The sequence below is a fragment of the Arthrobacter sp. 10L430 genome, from assembly GCF_056395245.1.
Window position 1 is genome coordinate 1 of sequence record NZ_JBFTJD010000019.1, and the last position, 20,014, is coordinate 20,014.

Sequence of the window (20,014 nt, forward strand, 5' to 3'; positions counted from 1 at the left end):
GGATCAGGTTGGATTTGGTGACCATGCCCAGGTTCCGGCCCTGGGTGATGACGTCCAGGGACCGGTCGTAGCGGAACGCGGGGCGGATGCGCTTGAAGATCCGCGGCACGGTCTCGACGTTGTGCGCAAAGACCTCGGGCTTCGAATCGCAGATCGCCTCGATGTGCCCGGGCTTACCGGAGAAGTCCGGGATCAAAAGTTCGACGCCGGTGCCCGGGTTCACCTCGTGGATCTTGCGGACCGTCTCGGCGTACAGCCAGACGCCCTCGTCCTCGAGGTCGTCACGGGCCACGCCGGTGACGGTGGCGTAACGCAGCTGCATCGCCTGGACCGACCGGGCCACCTTGGTGGGCTCGAACACATCCACCGGGGAGGGTTTGCCGGTGTCGATCTGGCAGAAGTCACAGCGCCGGGTGCATTCGGAGCCGCCGATCAGGAACGTGGCCTCCTTGTCTTCCCAGCACTCGAAGATGTTGGGGCAGCCGGCCTCCTCACAGACGGTGTGGAGGCCCTCTTTCTTGACGAGGTTCTTGAGCTGGACGAACTCCGGGCCCATCTGGACCTTGGCCTTGATCCACTCCGGCTTGCGCTCCACCGGGGTGGCCGCATTACGCTGCTCAATGCGCAGCATCTTCCGGCCTTCTGGTGCCAGTGTCATTGTTCTCTTTCCTTCAGCATTCGACGACGTTGACGGCGAGGCCGCCCATGGCCGTTTCCTTGTATTTGGAGCTCATGTCCTTGCCGGTCTCCCGCATGGTCACGATCACTTCGTCGAGGGACACCCGGTGCGAGCCGTCGCCCCAGAGCGCCATCTTGGCGGCGTTGATGGCCTTCGCTGCCGCGATCGCGTTGCGCTCGATGCAGGGCACCTGGACCAGCCCGCCGATCGGGTCGCAGGTCAGGCCCAGGTTGTGCTCCATGGCGATTTCCGCGGCGTTCTCCACCTGCGCCGGCGTGCCGCCCATGACCTCGGCCAGGCCCGCGGCGGCCATCGACGACGCCGATCCCACCTCGCCCTGGCAACCCACTTCCGCCCCGGAAATTGACGCCTGTTCCTTGTACAGCACCCCGATGGCGCCGGCGGTCAGCAGGAACTTCACCACGACGTCGTCGCGGTCCTGCTGCGTGGCCTGGTCCATGCCCGGGGCGAAGTGCAGCGCGTAGTACAGCACAGCCGGGATGATGCCCGCGGCCCCGTTCGTGGGCGCAGTCACCACCCTGCCGCCGGAGGCGTTTTCCTCGTTCACGGCCAGGGCAATCAGGTTGACCCATTCCTGCCAGTACTTCGGGTCCCGGAAGCCGGGATCATGGTCCCGGCTTTCCTTCAGGAGCCGCTCGTGCCAGTCGGGAGCACGACGGCGGACCTTCAACCCGCCGGGCAGCAGCCCCTCGCGCTTGAGGCTGGTCTCCACGCAGCCCTCCATCACCGAGTAGATGTGAAGAAGCCCTTCGCGGATCTCTTCTTCGGTGCGGCTGTCTTCTTCATTGACCCGCATCACGTCGCTGATGCTCAACGACGTGTTCTGGCAGTGCTTGAGCAGCTCCGCGGCGGTCCGGAACGGCAGCGGAAGCTCCTTCTTGGACTCCTCAAGTTCCTGCTGGGCCGCGTCCTCCTCGCCCTCGCGGACGATGAATCCGCCGCCCACCGAGAAGAAGGTGGCGGTGTGCAGCACCCCGCCGTCCGCGTCGGACACCGTGAAGGTCATGCCGTTGGTGTGCCTAGGCAGGATCGTCAGCGGACGCAGGACCATGTCCTTGACCCCGTAGGGCAGCGGCACGGAACCGGCCAGCTGCAGCGTGCCCGTCTCGGCGATCGCCGCCAGCCGTTCTTCGACCTCGTCCGGCAGGATCTTCTCCGGGTGGAAGCCTTCGAGGCCGAGCAGGATCGCGGTCATGGTGCCGTGGCCGTGGCCCGTGGCCGCCAGCGAACCGTACAGGTCCACCCGCAACGACGCCACCCGGTCCAGGTCTCCGGAAGCGTTAAGCTCCTCGGCAAACACCGCGGCAGCACGCATGGGGCCCACCGTGTGTGAACTGGACGGGCCTATTCCGATGGAGAAGAGGTCAAAGACTCCAACAGCCATTGTCGGTTCCTAACTAGGTAAGTGGTCGGGCGGGGATGTAGTCGGGATGGGTGGCGCCTGGCCGGATTCCTCCGCGTGCTCGGTCGCGAAGACGCCCGCTGTGCGGACGTGACGCTCCCTTAGACGCATGCTGCCGGATGCCCGGCCAGTCGCCGCTGCCCCGTCACCAAGGCGACGGGCCCCTCCGAGGGGCCGGCTGGCCGCGGTTTTCGAAAGCGTGCGTCTAAGCGAGGTCCGAGCGAGCACGCGTGAAAACTGGGGCCCGCCAGCCCCGGAGCCGGGGACGCTGGTTTCGACAAGCTCAACCAGCGACGGACAAGATCAACCTGCGAGGCTGGCGACAGACGGGTACAGCTGGTGGGCTTCGGCGAGTGCCTCTACCCTGGAGCGCAGTCCGGACAGGTCTGCGCCAGCGTCGGCGATCAAGGCCTCGGCGATGATGTCCGCTACCTCCGTGAACGCAGCCTCGCCGAAACCGCGGGTCGCCAGCGCCGGGGTGCCGATCCGCAGCCCCGAGGTGACCATCGGCGGGCGCGGGTCGAACGGGACGGCGTTGCGGTTGACCGTGATGTCGATTTCCGCGAGGCGGTCCTCGGCTTCCTGGCCGTTGAGCTCGCAGTTGCGCAGGTCCACGAGGACCAGGTGCACGTCGGTACCGCCGGAGATCACGTTGATCCCCTTGGCGGTGACGTCCGGCTGGACCAGGCGCTCGGCCAGGATCCGGGCGCCGGCCAGCACGCGCTCCTGGCGTTCCCTGAACTCGGCCGAGGCGGCGATCTTGAACGCCACTGCCTTGCCGGCGATGACGTGCTCCAGGGGTCCACCCTGCTGGCCCGGGAACACCGCGGAGTTGATCTTCTTGGCGATATCGGCGTCGTTGGACAGGATGATGCCGCCGCGCGGACCGGCGAGGGTCTTGTGCGTGGTGGAGGTGGTGACGTGGGCGTGCGGGACCGGGGACGGGTGCAGCCCCGCGGCCACGAGGCCGGCAAAGTGCGCCATGTCCACCATCAGGTAGGCCCCCACGGAGTCAGCGATCCGGCGGAACTCGGCGAAGTCCAGCTGGCGGGCGTACGCGGACCAGCCGGCGACGATCAGCTGCGGCTTGTGCTCCTGGGCCAGGCGTTCGACCTCTGCCATGTCGATCCGGTGGTCGTCCTCGCGGACCTGGTAAGGGATCACGTTGTAGAGCCGGCCGGAGAAGTTGATCTTCATGCCGTGGGTCAGGTGACCGCCGTGCGCCAGGTTCAGGCCCATGATGGTGTCGCCCGGGCGGATCAGGGCGTGCATGACCGAGGCGTTGGCCTGCGCGCCGGAGTGCGGCTGGACGTTGGCGTATTCGGCGCCGAACAGGGCCTTGACCCGGTCGATGGCGAGCTGCTCGATCACGTCAACGTGCTCGCAGCCGCCGTAGTAGCGCTTGCCCGGGTAGCCCTCGGCGTACTTGTTCGTCAGCACGGAGCCCTGCGCCTGCATCACGGCAGCGGCGGTGTGGTTCTCCGAGGCGATCATTTCCAAACCGGTGCGCTGGCGGGTCAGTTCGTCGTCGATCTTCGCGGCGATCTCCGGATCCAGTTCGGCGAGAGTGGCGTTCAGGCTCGCGGACGCTACGGCTTCGAAGGTTGCCGTTGCAGCGCTTGCCCCGCTCACAGCTCGCCGCCGTTCTTTGAAGCGTATTCCTCGGCCGACATGAGCGGGCCCTCTTCGGTCACGGCGACCTTGAACAGCCAGCCGGCACCATACGGATCGCTGTTGATCAGCGCCGGATCCGAAACGACGTCGTCATTGATCTCGACAACCTCGCCCGTCACCGGTGCATAAAGGTCCGAGACGGACTTGGTGGACTCCACCTCGCCGCAGGTCTCCCCCGCGGTCACGGCCGAGCCGACCTCGGGCAGGTCCACGTACACAATGTCGCCGAGCGCATCGGCAGCCACGGCGGAGATACCAATCCCCACAGGCCCCGACCCGTCAGCAGCAACCCATTCGTGCTCTGCGGAGTACTTCAGTTCAGCAACAACCTTGCTCATGTTTTTTCCTTACGTTTGAAATCTGGTGGTTCGGCTGCGGGGGTCGGCAAGCTCAACCCCCAATGATCGAGCTTGCTGTGGCCTCGGTTTCGACAAGCTCAACCAGCGGCAGGCCGTACACCCCAGCACCCTTGGCTTTCGAAGGCGCCCTTTATGGTGGCTCCGTCGGGGTCCGACATCCGGAAGCGTGCGTCTAAGGGAGCGTCACGTCCGCTCAGCGGGCGTCTACGCGACCGAGCACGCGGAGGATGCCGGTCCCGACGGTACGGGACTTACTTTTCGCGCTTGTAGAAAGGCAGTGCGACGACTTCGAACGGCTCTGCCTTGCCGCGCAGGTCGATGTCCAGGGCGGTGCCCGGCGCAGCGTGTTCGACGTCGACGTAGGCCATCGAGACCGGGTAGCCGAGGGTGGGGCTGGGCTGGCCGGAGGTGACTTCGCCTATGACGTTGCCTTCCTTGAGGACCGGGTAGTGGCCGCGGCCGGCACGGCGGCCCAGGCCCTTGAGGCCCACCAGTTTGCGGCCAGTGGTGGAGCCGGTGCCGGCTGCCTTGAGTTCGCTCAGGGCCGCCTTGCCGATGAAGTCGGATTCCTTGGCGAGGGAGACAACCGGGCCCAGGCCTGCGGCATAAGGGTTGCCTTCACGGGAGAGCTCGTTGCCGTAGAGCGGCATGCCGGCTTCCAGCCGCAAGGAGTCGCGGCAGGCGAGGCCGGCGGGGATGAGCCCGTGCCCGGCGCCAATCTCCAGCAATGCCTCCCACAGGCCTGCTGCGTCCTCGTTGGGAATGTAGATCTCGAAGCCGTCCTCGCCGGTGTACCCGGTGCGGGCCAGCAGCAGTTCCTGTCCGTTGATTTCGACCTCGACGGCGGCGTAGTACTTGAGCTCCGTAACGAACGGGTGCTGCTCGCCCGGGACCAGCGCCAGCAGAATGCTTTCTGCGTTCGGTCCCTGGACGGCGATCAGGGACGTCTCGGCAGAAACGTCCTCCACCTTGACGTCGAAGCCGGCGGCCCGTTCGGCCAGGGCGGCGGCGACCACGACGGCGTTGCCGGCGTTCGGCACCACGAGGTACTTTTCCTCCCCGCGGCGGTAGGAGATCAGGTCGTCGATGATGCCGCCGTCTTCCTGGCAGATCAGCGAGTACTTGGCCTTGCCGACGGCAACCGCCGACAGCTTGCCGGCCAGCGCGTAGTCCAGGAAGGCTGCGGCGTCCGGGCCGGTGACCCAGACTTCGCCCATGTGGGAGAGGTCGAACAGGCCGGCAGCGTTGCGCACGGCGTGGTGCTCGGCCAGCTCAGAGGAGTACTTCAGGGGCATCTGCCAGCCGCCGAAGTCGGTGAAGGAGGCGCCGGCCTTCTTGTGCTCTTCGTAGAGCGCGGTGTAGTTCTCAGTCATCAGAAATCCTTAGTTTTCAAACTCGGAAAGAGGTGGGCAGGAGCAGACCAGGTTGCGGTCCCCTGCCGCGCCGTCGATCCGGCCTACCGGAGGGAAGTACTTGTCCTGCTTCAGCGTCGGGACCGGGAAGACAGCCTGCTCGCGTGGGTACTTGCGGGCCCAGTCGGTGCTGATGACGGCGGCAGCGGTGTGCGGTGCATTGCGCAGCGGGCTGTCCGCGAGTGTGAAGTCCCCGGCGGCGACCTGTTCGATCTCGGCGTGGATGGTGATCATCGCGTCGATGAAGCGGTCGATCTCCGCGAGGTCCTCGGACTCGGTGGGTTCCACCATCAGCGTGCCGGCAACGGGGAACGCCAGGGTGGGCGCGTGGAAGCCGTAGTCGATCAGGCGCTTGGCCACGTCTTCCGCGGTGACGCCGGTCCTGGCCGTCAGTTCTCGCAGGTCCAGGATGCACTCGTGCGCCACGAGTCCGCCTTCGCCGGTGTACAGCACCGGGAAGAACTCGTTCAGGCGGGAAGCAATGTAGTTCGCCGCGAGCAGCGCAGACTTGGTGGCCTCAGTCAGGCCCTCCCCGCCCATGAGCTTCACGTAGGCCCAGGAGATGGGCAGCACACCGGCCGAGCCGAAGCGCGAAGCCGAGATCGCCACACCATGCCCTGCCTCGTGAGCGGCCTTGTTGGCGTCGCCCGGCATGAACGGCGCCAGGTGGGCCTTGGCAGCGACCGGACCGACGCCCGGGCCGCCGCCGCCGTGCGGGATGCAGAAGGTCTTGTGCAGGTTCAGGTGGGACACGTCGCCGCCGAACTTGCCAGGCTGGGCGAGCCCCACGAGGGCGTTGAGGTTGGCGCCGTCGACGTAGACCTGGCCGCCGGCCGCATGCACCGAGTCACAGACCTCACGCACATCGGCGTCGTACACGCCGTGGGTGGACGGGTAGGTGATCATGATCGCGGACAGGACGTCCTTGTTGGCCTCGATTTTGGCGTTGAGGTCGGCGTGGTCGATCGTGCCGTCGGCCGCCGTGGCGACTACAACAACCTTCATTCCGGCCAGGACGGCGGAGGCCGCGTTGGTGCCGTGGGCCGAGGCCGGGATCAGGCACACGTTGCGCTGGTCGTCGCCGCGGGAGAGGTGGTAGCCGCGGATTGCCAGCAGGCCCGCAAGCTCGCCCTGGGAACCGGCGTTCGGCTGGATGGACACCTGGTCGTAGCCGGTGATTTCGGCGAGGTCGGCTTCCAGGCCGCCGATCAGTTCCCGCCAGCCTTCGGTCTGGGAATCCGGGGCGAACGGGTGGATGGAGGCGAACTCCGGCCAGGAGATGGCCTCCATCTCGGCGGTGGCGTTCAGCTTCATGGTGCACGAGCCCAGCGGGATCATGGTGCGGTCCAGGGCGAGGTCCCGGTCCGAGAGCTTGCGGATGTAGCGCAGCAGTTGGGTCTCGGAGCGGTGGGTGTTAAACACCGGGTGCTGCAGGAAATCGGAAGAACGCAGCACAGTCTCGGGCAGTTCGAAACCCTTGGCCGCCACCACCGGACCGGCGCCAAAGGCGACGACCACCGCGGAGAGGACCTCCGCCGTCGTCGTCTCATCGACTGACACGCCAACCGTGTCCGCATCGATAAAGCGCAGGTTGATGCCCCGGGCCTCGGCAGCGGTAATGACCTTCCGGGCCTTGCCGGGCACGCGGACCGTGACGGTGTCGAAGAAGGATTCACTGACCAGTTCCCGGCCAGCGACCTTCAACGTGGCGGCGAGGGCCCTGGCGTTGTTGTGGACGGTCTCGGCAATCGCCTTCAGGCCGTCGGGGCCGTGGTAGACGGCATACATCGAGGAGACGATGGCCAGCAGGGCCTGCGCGGTGCAGATGTTGGAGGTGGCCTTTTCGCGGCGGATATGCTGCTCGCGCGTCTGCAGGGCCAGGCGGTAGGCGGGGACGCCGGCGTTGTCCTTGGAGACGCCGACTATACGGCCAGGCAGCGTGCGTTCCATGCCTTCGCGCACCGCCATGTAGGCCGCGTGCGGGCCGCCGAAGAACAGCGGGACGCCCAGTCGCTGCGTGGAGCCGACGGCGATGTCGGCGCCCTGCTCACCGGGAGGGGTAATCAGCGTCAGGGCCAGAAGGTCGGCTGCCACGGTGACCAGCGCGCCCCGTTCCTTCGCCTCTGCAATCACACCGGACTGGTTCCACACCCGGCCGGAAACCCCGGGCTGCTGGAGTACGACCCCGTTGATGTCACCGTCGGGCAGGCCCTGGGACAGGTCGGCAACCTCCACCTCGAAACCAAGTGCTTCGGCGCGGCCCTGCACGATGGCGATGGTCTGCGGCAGGCAGTCGGCGTCGATAACGGTCTTGCCGTCGCGGGCCGTCTTGTTCTTGTTGGCGCGGCGCATCAGCAACACGGCTTCGGCGACGGCGGTGGCCTCGTCCAGCAGGGACGCGTTGGCGACCGGCAGTGCCGTCAAGTCCTGGACCATGGTCTGGAAGTTCAGCAGCGCCTCGAGCCGGCCCTGGGAGATTTCCGGCTGGTACGGCGTGTAGGCCGTGTACCAGGCCGGGGCTTCGAGGATGTTGCGGCGGATGACCGGCGGCGTGACGGTGTCGTAGTAGCCCTGGCCGATCATCTGCACGGCCGTCTTATTCTTGGAAGCCAGCTTGCGCAGCCCGGCGAGCACTTCAACTTCGCTGAGGGCGCTGTCCAGGCTGAGAGGCTTTTCCTGGCGGATGGAATCGGGGACTGCAGTGTCGACGAGGCCATCCACGCTGTCGTAGCCGACAGCCTTGAGCATGGTGTCGATGTCTGTTTGGCGGCGGGCGCCGATGTGGCGGTCTGCGAATGTGGACGGGGACGACTGGATCGTCATGTGAGGAACTCCATAATTCAGGTGGCACTGGAGTGCCACGATGATTCGGGTTCCTCCCCGCTCTGTATTGGACCTGAGAGTTTCCGCTTTGCCTGCTGTTAGCAGGCGCCACTTGCACCGTCGGTGAGCCCGGTTTCCCGGACTGCTTTCCAGAGTTGCCTTGCCGCGGCGGTACGTGGGCCTGAGAGATTCCTGGGGAGGATTTGCTCCTACGGCGCCTGCTGAACGTACCGGCAGGACTCTCCCGCCGCAGATCATAAGCCGTGCCACTGGTGGGTGACACGGCTCACACATTATCTGCTCTCCGGCCTGGATGCAAAATATACGTCAAATGAGTCCTTTTGCAGCCTCGAGAAAGCCGCCAGCAGGGCAGCAAAGCGGACGACGGCGGGACGTTCCGCCGTCGTCCGCTTGCTTTGGGTGCCGCTCCCCTACAACAAGACTCAGTCGTCGAGGAACCGCAGCAGGAACGGGACTGTGGCATGCATCGTCCGGAGGTCCCCGGCACTGGCCGCCAGCTCCCCGAGGTAATCGCCGTGGCCACCGGGGATGACCAGCAGGCGGGCGCCCGGGATGACGCTGGCAATCCTCGCGGCGTGCTCGGCAGTGGCAACGTCGCGGTCTGCGCTCACCACCAGCGTGGAGGCTTTGATGGTGCGCAGCTCGTCGTCGGACCAGCCGGCGAAGTCCAGGATGCGCCGGCTGTCCAGTTCGAAGAGTCGCTCCAGGTGGCCCGGTTCGGGATTGAGACTGCGGTCGGCATCCTTGTAGGTGTCGGGCATGTCGTCCAGGGTGGCCTTCGCCATGCCGTCCCAGAACTCGTCCGGCACGGCATCGCGGCTCACAAACGTAGAGGCGGCGATGAGGCGCCGGACCGCGGCGGGATGCCCTAGTGCCAGCGCGATGGCGGTGTGGCCGCCGGCGCTGAATCCCAGCACATCCACGGTTTCCACGTTGAGCTGCTCCAAAACGGCGAGGATGTCGCCGGCGGAGTTCCCGGCGGTGAGGGGGCGGCGGGTCGGCTGGGTGCGGCCATGGCCCTCCTCCTCAACGGCAATCACCTGGCGCTGTTCGGCCAGCAGCGGGATGAGTTCGCTGAAGTTGGTGCCGATGGTGGAGCCGCCTCCCGGGATGAGGAGCAGCGGCGGCTGGCCGGGCACCACCCGGCCGTGGACCTCGTAGTACATGAGAAGGCCGTCGTTGTCCGCGTAGCCGTGGGTGAAGGTCACACGGCATCGTAACCCCGGGGCGCTTCCGACGAACAGGGCTCAGAACCGCATGCAAAGTGGACGACGGCGGGATGTCCTACCGTCGTCGTCCTGCGTTTGGTGCCTCTCCCCATAGCGCCTACCGGCCGGCATCAAATCGGTGCAAATCAATCAAAATATATTGATTGACCATGCGGCGCAGCTCGGCCGACGGACGTGACACGTACTGCAGCCTCAACCTGGCTTTGTATCGCGAACGGCTCGCCGAAGCCGGTGCGGCGCTTCACCCCGGCCTACGGCTGGTTCCCGCTGTGCTGACACCGCCCGCGGGCGGTCCTGGCCTTCAGCCGGTTCAGCCACGCGTTCGTGTGTTGTTCCTGTGTACGGGAAACAGCGCCCGATCCCAGATGGCCGAGGCGATCTTGGCCAGCCTCGGCGGCTCCCAAATCGAAGCCGTCAGTGCGGGCAGTCACCCCAAGGACCTGCACCCCAACGCCGTACGCGTGATGCGTGAGCGCGGCATTGACATTAGCGGCGCCCGCTCCAAGCATCTGAGTGAGTTCGCAGAGCACCGGTTCGACTATGTGATCAGCCTTTGCGACCGCGTACGGGAGGTATGCCCCGATTTCCCGGGGCCGCCTGCGAGGGTGCACTGGAGCATCCCCGACCCGGCGGCCGAAGGGGCTGCCGACCAGGACAATTACCCGGTGTTCGTCCGCACGGCGGACGAACTGAACACGCGAATCCAGTTCCTGCTTTACGCAATCGAGTACTCCCAAACGAGTTCAGAGGATCTAGACATGCCCAGCGACCTTACGGACATGGTCAGCGTCCGATACATGGTGGACGACGTCGACGCGGCAATCGACTTCTACACAAAGCACCTCGGATTCACACTCAGGATGAGGGCCGCACCGGCATTCGCCGACGTCGTACGCGGCCGGCTGCGGCTCCTGCTGAGCGGGCCAACCAGCTCGGCAGGGCGGTCAATGCCGGATGGCACGGTGCCTGCCCCGGGGGGATGGAACCGCATCCACCTGATCGTGAGCGATATCGCGGCCGAAGTGGACCGGCTTCGCGCTGCGGGCCTCGCGTTCCGGAACGACATCGTCAAGGGTCCGGGCGGTCAGCAGATCCTGAGGGAAGATCCGTCCGGCAACGTGGTCGAATTGTTCCAACCCGCCGGCGGATAACGGGCGTGATGGGCATCAGAAATGGTGCCCGCAGGATGGCAGGATTGGGGCATGGACATCATCGCCTTCCTCGAAGCCCGGATCGCCGAAGACGAAGCCATCGCGCTGGCCGCCTCACCTGCGCCCTGGGAATGGTTTGGTAGACCCGGGAGCGACACCGCAGCCCTCTACTCCGCCAACGAACGAATCGTGCTCGACGCTCGCGCCGACCACGCACCCGGTCACCTCGAATGCAAAGCCACAGACCGGGTCTACATCGCATGGTTCAACCCCGGCCGCATCCTCGCTGAATGCGCCGCGAAACGACAGATGCTGGCCAACGTCCCGCTCGTCACCGACATCCGCAGCGAAGTCGACGGCACCAGCGAATACGTCCTGATGTGTATGGCAGCCCCCTACAGAGACCACCGTGACTACCAAGAAGGCTGGGCCATCGAACTCTGAGCTGCGGTTTACGTAGCTGACCCGCCGCAGCCCGTACCTCAGCCCTCGACGCCTGTGCTGAGGCTGAGGTCCCGCCATTGGTCAAGCTCGGCGCGCTCTGCCTGGGCTACGGCGGCAAATGCGTCGAAAGCGTCTTTGCCGAGCACTATCAGCGACGGCGGGTTCGCACTGTTGACGACCGCCAGGATCGCTTCTGCCGCCTTGGCTGGGTCGCCCGGCTGGGTGCCGTGGATCGTGTCGTTCTCCTTGCGCCGTTTCCCGGCCGTCTCTGCGTAGTCCTCGATCGCCGTCGCTGACTGCGTGAGTGAGCGGCCGGCGAAGTCCGTGCGGAACGCGCCGGGCTCGATGACGGTGACCTTGATGCCCAGCGGCTGCAGTTCCTTGTGCAGGGATCCGGACAGGCCCTCCAGGGCCGACTTTGTTGCCGAGTAGTATCCGGAGCCGGCCGGTGAGATGCGCGCTCCGATGGAGGAGATGTTCAGGATGGACCCAGCCCTTTTCGCGCGCATGTCCGGGAGGACCGCTTTGATCATGTCCACTGCGCCGAAAACGTTAGTGTCGAACAGTTGCCGAATGTCGGCGTCGTCCGCTTCCTCCACCGCGGCGCGGTAGCCGTAGCCGGCATTGTTAATGAGCACGTCGATGCCCCCGAAGCGCGTCCGGGCCTGCTGCACCACCGAGCTGATCTGTGCCCGGTCGGTGACGTCGAGGGGCAGGGCCAGTGCCGTGTCGGGGAAGGCGGCCGCGAGATCGTCAACCGTGGTGACGTTCCGTGCTGTGACGACCGCGTTGTCGCCGTGGGCGAGCACTGCCTGAGCGACAGCCCGGCCGAGTCCGGTCGAGCATCCTGTGATGAGCCATGTAGCCATGAGGTCTTCCTTTCGTGGGGGATAGCAGTGGGGGCGACGTGCGCTAGGGGCGGACGAGGACCTTGAGGGATTCGCGGTTGTCCATGGCGCGGTAGCCGTCGGGCACGTCGTCGAGGCTGATGCTGCGGTCGAAGACCTTGCCAGGGTTCACGGTGCCGTCGAGGACACCGGGCAGCAGGGCTTCAATGTAGGCGCGGACGGGGGCCGGGCCGCCGGTGAGGGTGACGTTCGGGCCGAACATGCTGCCGAATCCGATCGGGGCATCCTCGTACTGCGGCACGCCGACGCGGCTGATGACACCGCCCGGACGGATCACGCCGAGTGCCTGGTCGTACGCCGGCCGGTGTCCTACGCACTCGAGCACCGTATGGGTGCCGTCGCCACCGGCTAGCTCACGGACCCTGGCAATGCCTTCCTCGCCGCGCTCGGCGACGACGTCGGTGGCCCCGTATTCGATGCCCAGGTCGGTGCGGGCCTTGTGCCGGCCCATCAGAATAATCTGCTCGGCACCCAGTTGCTTGGCCGACAGCACCGCCATCAGGCCGACAGCGCCGTCACCGATGACCGTGACGGTTGTCCGCTCGTTCACTCCGGCCTTAATGGCGGCGTGGTAGCCGGTGCCGTACACATCGGAGAGGGTCAGCAGGGAGGGCAGCAGCGCGGAATCCTCGTCGACCGGTGCCTTGACCAGCGTGCCGTCAGCGAACGGGACGCGGATGGCTTCGGCCTGGGCGCCGCCGATGCCGCCGGCGGCCCAGAACCCGCCGTGGCGGCAGGAGGTCTGCAGGCCCTCGCGGCAGAAATCGCAGGTCCCGTCGGACCAGGCGAACGGGGCGATGACGAAGTCGCCCTTCTTCAGCCTGGACACGTCCCTGCCCGTCTCCTCGACGACGCCGATGAACTCGTGCCCCATCGGGCTACCCTGCTCGGAGGCAGGCATGCCGTGGTAGGGATGCAGGTCCGATCCGCAGATACACGAATTCACGATGCGCACGATCGCGTCGGTCGGATCCTGGATGACGGGGTCGGGCACGTTCTCCACGCGCACGTCTCCGGCTGCGTACATGATGGTTGCTCGCATTGTGTTTCCTTTCGTTTCTCCAGAATCGGAGCTGGGGCGGGCGGTGCTGGGACCGCCAGGGGGCAGGGCGTCAGCGCGTGAGTACGCGCAGCTCCTCACGCACGTGTTGCTGCTCGCCGTCCAGCGGCATGTTCGGCTGATCGTGCACGCCGTCGAGTCCGCCGGTGGGATCCGCTGCGAGGGGGGCGAACAGGGCCTCGAAGTCCGCGGGCGCGGTGCCAGCGGTTGCAACGAGCTCGAAGGTTTTGCGCTCCGCGCCCGGTGAGTTGAGGCTGCGGACCAGGACCTGGGCAATCTGGCGCCGGGCAATGACGCCGTCGCTGGAGTCCCCGGCCTGACGGGTGTCGCCCTGGAGCAGGACGAGCCGGTGTTCGTCGGGCCCGTTGTAGTCGAACCAGCCAGGCCGCACGATCGTGTACGGCAGGCCGGTGGCACGGACGAGCCGTTCGGAACGCCGCTTCCAGTCGTGGGCCTCGGTGGACCGGTTGTAGGCTCCGGTGCGGTTGGTGACGCCGATAGAGGTCATTAGGGCTAACCGGACTGTCCGATTGCCCAGGGCTGCCAGAACGTTGCGTACCCCGCCGTAGTCCACAGTCTCGGCACCGACCTTGCCGGCGCCGTCCGAGCCGAGGGTGAAGACGACGGCGTCGACCCCCTCCACGGCGCCGGCCAGCGTCTCGGGCCGGGTAACGTCCCCGACGACGACCTCCGCTTCCTTGGGCAGCCGCCGGGCCTTGTCAGGGTTGCGCACCAGGGCCCGGGTGGTGTGCCCCTGCCGGATCGCTTCCTCGACGACGAGCCGGCCGATGCTGCCGGTCGCGCCGACTACCAGCACGGTGCTGGGGCGAGTGGTCATTGTTGCTCCTAGGTTGTTGGCGGCCCAGGAAAGGGCTCGCTGAGGTTCACATCCATACAACAGGAGACGATCCCAAGGTGGAAGGGACTGTTGATACAGGTACTCACAGTGCCTCCCGTCCCTGGTTGAAGGCTTCTAGGGTGGATGAAGTACCAAGGAACAGGAGACCATCATGGGCGACGTCATTGTTGTCATCGGAGCCGGCTCGATCGGCCAGGCAATCGCCCGGCGCGTCAGCGCGGGCAAGCAGGTTGTGTTGGCGGACCTGAATCAGGGCAACGCCGACGCGGCGGCCGAGGTGCTGAGCAACGCCGGTTTCGAGGTCAGCACAATGATTGTCGACGTGTCCTCGCGCCAGTCCATTCATACCCTCGTCGAGGCGGCCACGGCGTTGGGCGACGTCACCGGCGTCATACACGCCGCGGGTGTCTCTCCCAGCCAAGCGTCGCCGGCGACCATCCTGGCCGTGGACCTGTACGGGACTGCCGTGCTGCTTGAGGAATTCGGGAACGTCATCGCCCCCGGCGGCGCCGGCGTGGTCATCGCTTCGCAGTCAGGGCACCGCCTGGGTGCCCTGACTCCCGAGGAAAATACAGCTCTCGCGACCACGCCGGCCGACGAACTGTTGGCGCTCCCGATGCTTCAGCCGGACCAAGTCACAGACTCCCTTCACGCTTACCAGCTGGCCAAGCGCGGCAACTCGCTCCGCGTGATGGCCGAGGCCGTCCGATGGGGCAAACGCGGCGCGCGGATCAACACGATCAGCCCCGGCATCATCTTCACCCCGCTGGCCAAAGATGAACTGACCGGCCCCCGAGGCGAGGGATACCGCCGCATGATCGGGTTGTCCCCGGCAGGGCGCGGCGGCACTCCGGACGAGGTCGGCACGGTGGGCGCTCTCCTCATGGGCCAGGACGGCGCGTTCATCACCGGCAGCGACTTCCTCATGGACGGCGGAGTGACAGCATCCTACTTCTACGGCGAACTCGCCCCGCAGAAGACCGAGAGCTGAGCGCAACCATGACAACGTCACCGCTCGACGCTCTTCCCAAGATCGGGGCGCCGGCCACGCGTGCCCTAACCGGGGCAGGTTTCACATCGCTGCAAAGTCTCGCCGGTGTCGCCCGGGCGGAACTGTCCAAACTTCATGGCGTGGGTCCGAAGGCGCTCCGGATCATCGAGGATGCGCTGGACGAGCACGGCCTCGCACTGAAGTAAAACGCCACTCCAGACTCTGGCGGAAGGCCATTCCCAGTCAGGAGTCCCATCGGATTGAGCGCCTTGAGGCACCCTCGTCACCGGCCTGGACCCCGTCCAGGCCGCCCGCATAGTCCTGCCAGTCCGGACATCTACACTGCGGACATCTACACTGCGGCGCAGCGCAGAGAACCCGCGGGACGCCAACTAGCGAACCGGAAGAGCCGACGACGGCGGGACCTCCCGCCGTCGTCCGCTTGCGTTTTGGCGCATAAGCGGCCGGAAGCGTTCGAACCGCTCACACATTAAAGCCCCAAGGATGAGGTACCGAGGCCTATTGGGCGGCGGGGAGGTCCTTGGTTGTGGGTCCCTGCAGGACCTGGCCGTCGGCGGCGAAGCGGGAACCGTGCAGCGGGCAGTCCCAGGTCTTCTCCGCGTCGTTCCAGCTGACGATCCCGCCCAAATGGGTGCAGACAGCTGAGAGACGGCAGGTCTTCCCGTTGACCGTGGACACGGCCACGGGTTTGCGGTCGTGCCGGAGGATGGTGCCGGAGCCCTCGTCCGGGACCGTGTTATTTGTGTCGGGTTTTGCGGTCCTCAGCTTGGCCCAGCTGTCCGCCAGAGTCTTAGCGACGTCGGCGTTCAAGCTGATGGCGGCGGCAGCTCCAGCCGGTGAGGTTTTCCTGTGGTGGAGGGTGTCGGCCCAAGGGAGCTGGCCGCCGAGAATCTCTGCGCTGATAGCCAGGGAGGCGGCGATGCTGTTGCTCATGCCCCATTTGTTGTAGCCGGTGGCGAAGTAGATTTTCCCGCCGCCGCGGGGCAGTTTGCCGAAGAAGGGCATGAGGTTGGTCGCCTGGTAGTCCTCCCCCGACCACGAGTGGGTTACGTCGGCGCCCGGAAAGTGGCGTTTTCCCCAGTCCAAGAGCTCATCCAGACGGGCCTGGGGTGAGGGCTCCCTGCCGAAAATACAGGCCCCGGTCCAGGATGGGAATCCCCGTAGCCAGCACCACCAGTTTGGTGCGGATGGCGCCCGCGTTGGTCCTCACGATCCGGTGGCTCCCGCCAGCGACGTCCCGGACCCGCACTCCTTCGCTGAGGACGCCCCCGTGGGCCCGGAGATCGACGCACAGGCTCTCCAATACGTCCATGGGGTTGAATTGGGCCTGGCCGGGCAGGCGGATCGCCCGGCGCGTGCTGAAGGGAAGTCCGGTGTCGCCTGTTTCCTCTACGTCGAGGCCGGCTGCCTGACCCGCTGCAAGCTCGGACCGCACCTTTTCGTCGCCTTCGGCGGTCATGGCATAGGTGTAGGCGTCGCGGCGCTGGTAGGGGACTTCGTTGTCGTCCAGGTGGCGCAGCAGCCAGGCCTGCCCTTCCCTGTTGGCGTCGACGTACGCGTTGACCATCTCTTGGGAGTATTGACGGCGCAGTCCCGACAGGATGGTGCCCTGGAGCAGGGTCAGTTTGGCCGTGGTGTTGCCTGTCGTTCCTGCCCCGACTGTTCTTGCTTCGAGGACTGCTACTTTCATTCCCGACCTTGCCAGCAACACCGCGGTTGCCAGACCGGTGATGCCCGCGCCGACAACAACGGCGTCGTATTCTGCATTGGGAACGAAAGGATCAGATGTAAAGGAACGGGCCCGGTCCAGCCAAAGTGAAAGCATCGATGCACTCCCTGTCCGTCACGCGAGGTCAGACCTGTCCTGGCTCTGGTGGTCACAGCCTAGACACATTTCCCGCCTTACTGAAGGCCCAGATATGACGACAAATTTCAGCCCGCTGGACTACCCTCGGCATTCGCATACCTTGCGTATCGGGAGGACCCTTGGTCTGGCCTGGGGTCCTCCCGAAACTCCGGCAGCCCTTTCCGATCAGGCTGGTCAGCAGTTGGGTGAGTCGTATTCGTAGGCGCCTGAGTCAGCGTCTGCGGTTCCTCGGCAGTCCCCGTTCTGGGCCACCGGAGCACCGTCGAGGTCTGTCAGTGAGCTGCCCACGCCGGCGCGGTCGATGGCGGGGCTGGTGGCCGTCAGATGCAGGTCCGTGGGGGCGTTGACAAAGCCTGCCGGCGCCGTCGTGGAAGTGCTGTTCGGTGTGAAGTTCCGGGGTCCGTTGAAAACATTCTGGCGTTCGGTCCAGCCCGAGCCGTTGATCCACAGCGAGTTCTTGACGCCGACCAGGATGTTGCCCCGGATCACGGTGGTGGCCGGGCAGGAGGCGTGGCACACCATGGCCTGGGAGTCCGGGCCGGTCAGGTAGACGGTGTTGTGCTCGAAGACAGTGCCGTTGGTCGGTCCGAACGACGTGGTGGCCCCTCGGCCGATGAAGCCTTTCGCCTGTGCGCAGTTGGTGCCGCACGTGGAACGAACCAGGTTGTAGTGGTAGGTGTTGTTGTCCGCGGTTCCAGCGGATGACCGTCCAAGTTCGGAGAACGCGTTGTTGTCCACGGCGGTGTTGTGGTGGATGTTGTTACGGTTGCCGTTGAAGATTTCGATGGCCCCGCCGTCGAGCTTGAAGTCGAAGGATGCAGCCGCGGAACCGGAAACGGTATTGCCGGAGACCTCATTGTCATTGCCGTTGATCAATATGCCAAAGGCACCGGAATCGTCGCTGCAATTAACCGCCTGTGAAGTTCCGCAGTTCGTGCCGCGCGTGTTGACGTTCATGATGTTGTTGTTCGTCAGGGCATTTCCTGTGTACGTGCCGAAATCAGAGCCAGTGCTCACCTTCAGACCTGCTGCGTTGCTGGACGCGCTGGAATTCCGCACAGTGTCGTTGTCACCGACGACGCTGAAGCCGGCATAGCCGCAGGAAACCGCGCGCAGACCTTCCACAATAGTGAAATTGCCGTTGATGCGGAAACAGTTCCCGGATTTTCCTCCGGTTACTATCGGCTGGTTACCGGTGCCGTAGCTGTTCAGCGTGATCGGCGCTGTCGACGTGCCGCTTTGGGCGGTTACGACGCCTCCCGTAAAGGTGTCGCCGCGCCGAAAGCTGACTGTGTCTCCGGGCTTAAGGACGGCCTGGCTGACTTTGGTGAGGGACTTCCAGGGGGTCGTTGCGGATGTGCCTGTGTTGCTGTCGCTGCCGACTGCACTGACGAAGTAGGTTGTTCCGGCGGCGGATGCCGGCGAGGCGGCGCCAGCCATCATTCCACCGGCCAGAAGGAAGGGGATGAGTATCGTTGCGTGCAGAGGCTTGGCTTTCATGTGTCACCTAATGGATTTTGGGCCCGGGCTCGGCTCGGCGTCGTCAACGAGGCCGTGGGGAGCCCTCTGAGCGGGCCGGTGCGTGTGAGGACATCAGGAAGTGGACGGCGAGACTCTAAAACGTAGGCGTTGATCAACCGGGAAGCCGGCCGTTTTCGGTTGAAATGAGTTCCCCGCCTGGCGCCCGGGTTTGGGCTGGCGGTATGGAATGCAGCGAGTAATGCCGCTCAAGGGAACAACGAAGCGCGTTGAATTCCTTTATCAAGGCTTCTCCCCTTCAAGAAGTCGCTATTGGGTTCTACCCACCCGCCATGACGGACGGCACGCAATCGCCTTTGATTGGCGGACAAAAGAGACAGGCCTGGGTTTAGGTCTCAGGCAAAGCCAGCCTGTCCCTTCTGCCCTGCAGAAACATTGGAAATACCTTAGATGCCACCCCTTGAATGTGGGGTTCGTGCCCGGCGGCAGCCAGCGTATCGTCAAGGCCGGATCCGCGACGGCGAAGATCGACGTCCGCATCTCCTCCGATACTGAAGTGCAGGGCATCAATGCGGTGTTGGCCGGTTTGGCAGCGCACAGCACACCCGCCAGGTTGGAGGTGGGCGGCGAATGGAACGGTCCCGCCAAAGGCGAAGCCGACGCGTTGGCTGTGTGGATACGTTGGCTGTATAGGTGAACGCCGGAAGATGGGGCGCTCCTCGGGCTGAAAAGCAATGGGCCGCCCGCAGCAGTGGGCACGATCTGTGACACGGAACAGCCGGAAAGGGGCAGGAACAGCACTGTTCCTGCCCCCATCCGTCTGTTTCGCGGCCCCTCTGGCACGGATCGCAATGTGATCCCAATGCCCCGCGATAGTCCGGCCCCTTTGCGCGCTGACGAGCAGAAGGCCCCCAATGGAGAGGAATTGAAAGAACAATGAATTGATCAATTCCTCAATAATGAGTCTGTCGCGTGCTGGGCACATCGTCAAGAGCAGCAGTCACTCTGTTCCTTCGGTGGTAAGGGCGTCACTGGCAACCTGAGCGAGCGTCCGGCCCCGTTCGCGGGCGTCAGTCATAAGCATGGCAAGGGCCGCCTCGGAGCTACGGCCTGTCCGTAGTCTGACGGATTCCACAGCCTCTGCCACCAGGGCACGCCTTTCCAAGGACTGCTCCAGGACCGGAACGAACTCCTCCACCAGGGCACCGATGTCTGCGTTTTCTGCGTCTTGTCCAGCGGCCTCCGGGGCACTGATGCCGGCCAGCCCATCCGCCTCGGCAGCCGCACGCGCTGACAACACCGACTCGGCCGCTGAAAGCAACCGGGCGACCTCGGGAAAGGACAAGCCGTACAGCAGCCGCCCGCCCGAACGCTTCCCGGTCACCAGGTGCTGGGCACGGAGCTGGGTAAGGTGGCCGGCCAGATGCGACGGCTTCAATCCCGTGGCCGCGCACAAGTCGGGCACCGAGGCCGGGCCGGAGGCAAGCACGCCCAACACCCGGGCTCGGGCGGGATGGGCCAGCGCCTTGAACAACTCGGCCTCAGCAGCCGCGAGCGCACCCGCTGCCTGCGCCTGTCCTACCATCACGGCTCCTTACTGGCAGGCATACATGC

Annotated in this window: 19 protein-coding genes and 2 riboswitches; of the genes, 5 read left to right on the plus strand and 14 right to left on the minus strand. The window is 65.5% G+C overall.

Annotated features, from left to right (window positions below; all coding sequences use genetic code 11):
- The 7 genes from AC1DDG_RS15585 to AC1DDG_RS15615 form a co-directional block, all read right to left on the minus strand.
- A partial coding sequence (locus tag AC1DDG_RS15585) for a lipoyl synthase (RefSeq protein WP_476876763.1) occupies positions 1 to 658 on the minus strand: 658 nt, incomplete at its 3' end.
- Between the two features lie 13 nt (positions 659 to 671).
- Positions 672 to 2,084 (minus strand): L-serine ammonia-lyase, encoded by a 1,413-nt coding sequence (locus AC1DDG_RS15590; protein ID WP_476876764.1) that lies wholly within the window; start codon positions 2,082 to 2,084, stop codon positions 672 to 674.
- Positions 2,085 to 2,405: 321 nt separating this feature from the next.
- Positions 2,406 to 3,734, minus strand: coding sequence for a serine hydroxymethyltransferase (glyA, locus tag AC1DDG_RS15595; protein WP_476876765.1), 1,329 nt, complete (start codon positions 3,732 to 3,734; stop codon positions 2,406 to 2,408).
- The gene (gene gcvH, locus AC1DDG_RS15600) at positions 3,731 to 4,114 is read right to left on the minus strand and encodes a glycine cleavage system protein GcvH (RefSeq protein WP_230121167.1); all 384 of its coding nucleotides are present in this window, start codon (positions 4,112 to 4,114) and stop codon (positions 3,731 to 3,733) included. The genes glyA and gcvH overlap by 4 nt, the downstream gene beginning before the upstream one ends.
- A gap of 272 nt (positions 4,115 to 4,386) precedes the next feature.
- Positions 4,387 to 5,508: a glycine cleavage system aminomethyltransferase GcvT gene (gene gcvT / locus AC1DDG_RS15605; protein ID WP_476876766.1), complete on the minus strand. Its 1,122-nt coding sequence runs from the start codon at positions 5,506 to 5,508 to the stop codon at positions 4,387 to 4,389.
- 9 nt (positions 5,509 to 5,517) lie between these two features.
- Complete coding sequence (gene gcvP / locus AC1DDG_RS15610; RefSeq protein WP_476876767.1) at positions 5,518 to 8,370, minus strand: aminomethyl-transferring glycine dehydrogenase; 2,853 nt, start codon at positions 8,368 to 8,370, stop codon at positions 5,518 to 5,520.
- A 52-nt stretch (positions 8,371 to 8,422) separates the two neighbouring features.
- Positions 8,423 to 8,528: riboswitch (glycine riboswitch) on the minus strand.
- A gap of 1 nt (position 8,529) precedes the next feature.
- Positions 8,530 to 8,627, minus strand: a riboswitch (glycine riboswitch).
- A gap of 186 nt (positions 8,628 to 8,813) precedes the next feature.
- A complete protein-coding gene (locus tag AC1DDG_RS15615) occupies positions 8,814 to 9,599 on the minus strand; it encodes an alpha/beta fold hydrolase (RefSeq protein WP_476876768.1) in 786 nt (261 codons plus the stop codon).
- A gap of 170 nt (positions 9,600 to 9,769) precedes the next feature.
- Between AC1DDG_RS15615 and AC1DDG_RS15620 the strand changes: the two genes are divergently transcribed.
- Entirely contained in the window at positions 9,770 to 10,771 is a 1,002-nt protein-coding gene (locus tag AC1DDG_RS15620; RefSeq protein WP_476876769.1) for an arsenate reductase/protein-tyrosine-phosphatase family protein, read from the plus strand.
- 51 nt (positions 10,772 to 10,822) lie between these two features.
- Entirely contained in the window at positions 10,823 to 11,215 is a 393-nt protein-coding gene (locus AC1DDG_RS15625; RefSeq protein WP_230121157.1) for a DUF6221 family protein, read from the plus strand.
- A gap of 38 nt (positions 11,216 to 11,253) precedes the next feature.
- Here AC1DDG_RS15625 and AC1DDG_RS15630 read toward each other — a convergent pair whose 3' ends face one another.
- From AC1DDG_RS15630 to AC1DDG_RS15640, 3 genes are all read right to left on the minus strand, one after another.
- The gene (locus tag AC1DDG_RS15630) at positions 11,254 to 12,084 is read right to left on the minus strand and encodes an oxidoreductase (protein ID WP_230121155.1); all 831 of its coding nucleotides are present in this window, start codon (positions 12,082 to 12,084) and stop codon (positions 11,254 to 11,256) included.
- Positions 12,085 to 12,127: 43 nt separating this feature from the next.
- Entirely contained in the window at positions 12,128 to 13,165 is a 1,038-nt protein-coding gene (locus AC1DDG_RS15635; protein ID WP_476876770.1) for an alcohol dehydrogenase catalytic domain-containing protein, read from the minus strand.
- A 70-nt stretch (positions 13,166 to 13,235) separates the two neighbouring features.
- The gene (locus tag AC1DDG_RS15640; RefSeq protein ID WP_476876771.1) at positions 13,236 to 14,021 is read right to left on the minus strand and encodes an SDR family oxidoreductase; all 786 of its coding nucleotides are present in this window, start codon (positions 14,019 to 14,021) and stop codon (positions 13,236 to 13,238) included.
- A 172-nt stretch (positions 14,022 to 14,193) separates the two neighbouring features.
- Here AC1DDG_RS15640 and AC1DDG_RS15645 point away from each other — a divergent pair, with 172 nt between their 5' ends.
- Positions 14,194 to 15,033 carry an SDR family oxidoreductase gene (locus AC1DDG_RS15645; RefSeq protein WP_476876772.1) on the plus strand — a complete coding sequence of 280 codons (840 nt, stop codon included), beginning with the start codon at positions 14,194 to 14,196 and terminating at the stop codon, positions 15,031 to 15,033.
- A gap of 8 nt (positions 15,034 to 15,041) precedes the next feature.
- Positions 15,042 to 15,239 carry a helix-hairpin-helix domain-containing protein gene (locus AC1DDG_RS15650; protein WP_230121146.1) on the plus strand — a complete coding sequence of 66 codons (198 nt, stop codon included), beginning with the start codon at positions 15,042 to 15,044 and terminating at the stop codon, positions 15,237 to 15,239.
- 313 nt (positions 15,240 to 15,552) lie between these two features.
- Here the strand turns inward: AC1DDG_RS15650 and AC1DDG_RS15655 are convergent, their stop codons facing one another.
- The 3 genes from AC1DDG_RS15655 to AC1DDG_RS15665 all read right to left on the minus strand — a co-directional run bounded on the left by AC1DDG_RS15655 (position 15,553) and on the right by AC1DDG_RS15665 (position 18,421).
- The gene (locus tag AC1DDG_RS15655; RefSeq protein WP_476876773.1) at positions 15,553 to 16,140 is read right to left on the minus strand and encodes a Rieske 2Fe-2S domain-containing protein; all 588 of its coding nucleotides are present in this window, start codon (positions 16,138 to 16,140) and stop codon (positions 15,553 to 15,555) included.
- Between the two features lie 4 nt (positions 16,141 to 16,144).
- Positions 16,145 to 16,879 (minus strand): NAD(P)/FAD-dependent oxidoreductase, encoded by a 735-nt coding sequence (locus AC1DDG_RS15660; RefSeq protein WP_354962262.1) that lies wholly within the window; start codon positions 16,877 to 16,879, stop codon positions 16,145 to 16,147.
- Between the two features lie 216 nt (positions 16,880 to 17,095).
- The gene (locus AC1DDG_RS15665; RefSeq protein WP_476876774.1) at positions 17,096 to 18,421 is read right to left on the minus strand and encodes a hypothetical protein; all 1,326 of its coding nucleotides are present in this window, start codon (positions 18,419 to 18,421) and stop codon (positions 17,096 to 17,098) included.
- Positions 18,422 to 18,641: 220 nt separating this feature from the next.
- On the opposite strand from AC1DDG_RS15665, the gene AC1DDG_RS15670 reads away from it, so the two are divergent.
- Positions 18,642 to 19,097 carry a hypothetical protein gene (locus AC1DDG_RS15670; protein WP_476876775.1) on the plus strand — a complete coding sequence of 152 codons (456 nt, stop codon included), beginning with the start codon at positions 18,642 to 18,644 and terminating at the stop codon, positions 19,095 to 19,097.
- A 303-nt stretch (positions 19,098 to 19,400) separates the two neighbouring features.
- Here the strand turns inward: AC1DDG_RS15670 and AC1DDG_RS15675 are convergent, their stop codons facing one another.
- Positions 19,401 to 19,985 (minus strand): ArsR/SmtB family transcription factor, encoded by a 585-nt coding sequence (locus AC1DDG_RS15675; RefSeq protein WP_476876776.1) that lies wholly within the window; start codon positions 19,983 to 19,985, stop codon positions 19,401 to 19,403.
- Between the last annotated feature and the right edge of the window lie 29 nt (positions 19,986 to 20,014).

Excerpts from the sequence above, each read along its gene's own strand:
- AC1DDG_RS15590 (WP_476876764.1), bottom strand. The coding sequence starts at position 2,084 with ATGGCTGTTGGAGTCTTTGACCTCTTCTCCATCGGAATAGGCCCGTCC.
- gcvT (WP_476876766.1), bottom strand. The coding sequence starts at position 5,508 with ATGACTGAGAACTACACCGCGCTCTACGAAGAGCACAAGAAGGCCGGC.
- AC1DDG_RS15660 (WP_354962262.1), bottom strand. The coding sequence starts at position 16,879 with ATGCTTTCACTTTGGCTGGACCGGGCCCGTTCCTTTACATCTGATCCT.
- gcvH (WP_230121167.1), bottom strand. The coding sequence starts at position 4,114 with ATGAGCAAGGTTGTTGCTGAACTGAAGTACTCCGCAGAGCACGAATGG.
- AC1DDG_RS15665 (WP_476876774.1), bottom strand. The coding sequence starts at position 18,421 with ATGAAAGCCAAGCCTCTGCACGCAACGATACTCATCCCCTTCCTTCTG.
- AC1DDG_RS15635 (WP_476876770.1), bottom strand. The coding sequence starts at position 13,165 with ATGCGAGCAACCATCATGTACGCAGCCGGAGACGTGCGCGTGGAGAAC.
- gcvP (WP_476876767.1), bottom strand. The coding sequence starts at position 8,370 with ATGACGATCCAGTCGTCCCCGTCCACATTCGCAGACCGCCACATCGGC.
- AC1DDG_RS15670 (WP_476876775.1), top strand. The coding sequence starts at position 18,642 with ATGCCGCTCAAGGGAACAACGAAGCGCGTTGAATTCCTTTATCAAGGC.
- AC1DDG_RS15630 (WP_230121155.1), bottom strand. The coding sequence starts at position 12,084 with ATGGCTACATGGCTCATCACAGGATGCTCGACCGGACTCGGCCGGGCT.
- AC1DDG_RS15650 (WP_230121146.1), top strand. The coding sequence starts at position 15,042 with ATGACAACGTCACCGCTCGACGCTCTTCCCAAGATCGGGGCGCCGGCC.
- AC1DDG_RS15645 (WP_476876772.1), top strand. The coding sequence starts at position 14,194 with ATGGGCGACGTCATTGTTGTCATCGGAGCCGGCTCGATCGGCCAGGCA.
- AC1DDG_RS15620 (WP_476876769.1), top strand. The coding sequence starts at position 9,770 with ATGCGGCGCAGCTCGGCCGACGGACGTGACACGTACTGCAGCCTCAAC.
- AC1DDG_RS15675 (WP_476876776.1), bottom strand. The coding sequence starts at position 19,985 with ATGGTAGGACAGGCGCAGGCAGCGGGTGCGCTCGCGGCTGCTGAGGCC.
- AC1DDG_RS15625 (WP_230121157.1), top strand. The coding sequence starts at position 10,823 with ATGGACATCATCGCCTTCCTCGAAGCCCGGATCGCCGAAGACGAAGCC.
- AC1DDG_RS15640 (WP_476876771.1), bottom strand. The coding sequence starts at position 14,021 with ATGACCACTCGCCCCAGCACCGTGCTGGTAGTCGGCGCGACCGGCAGC.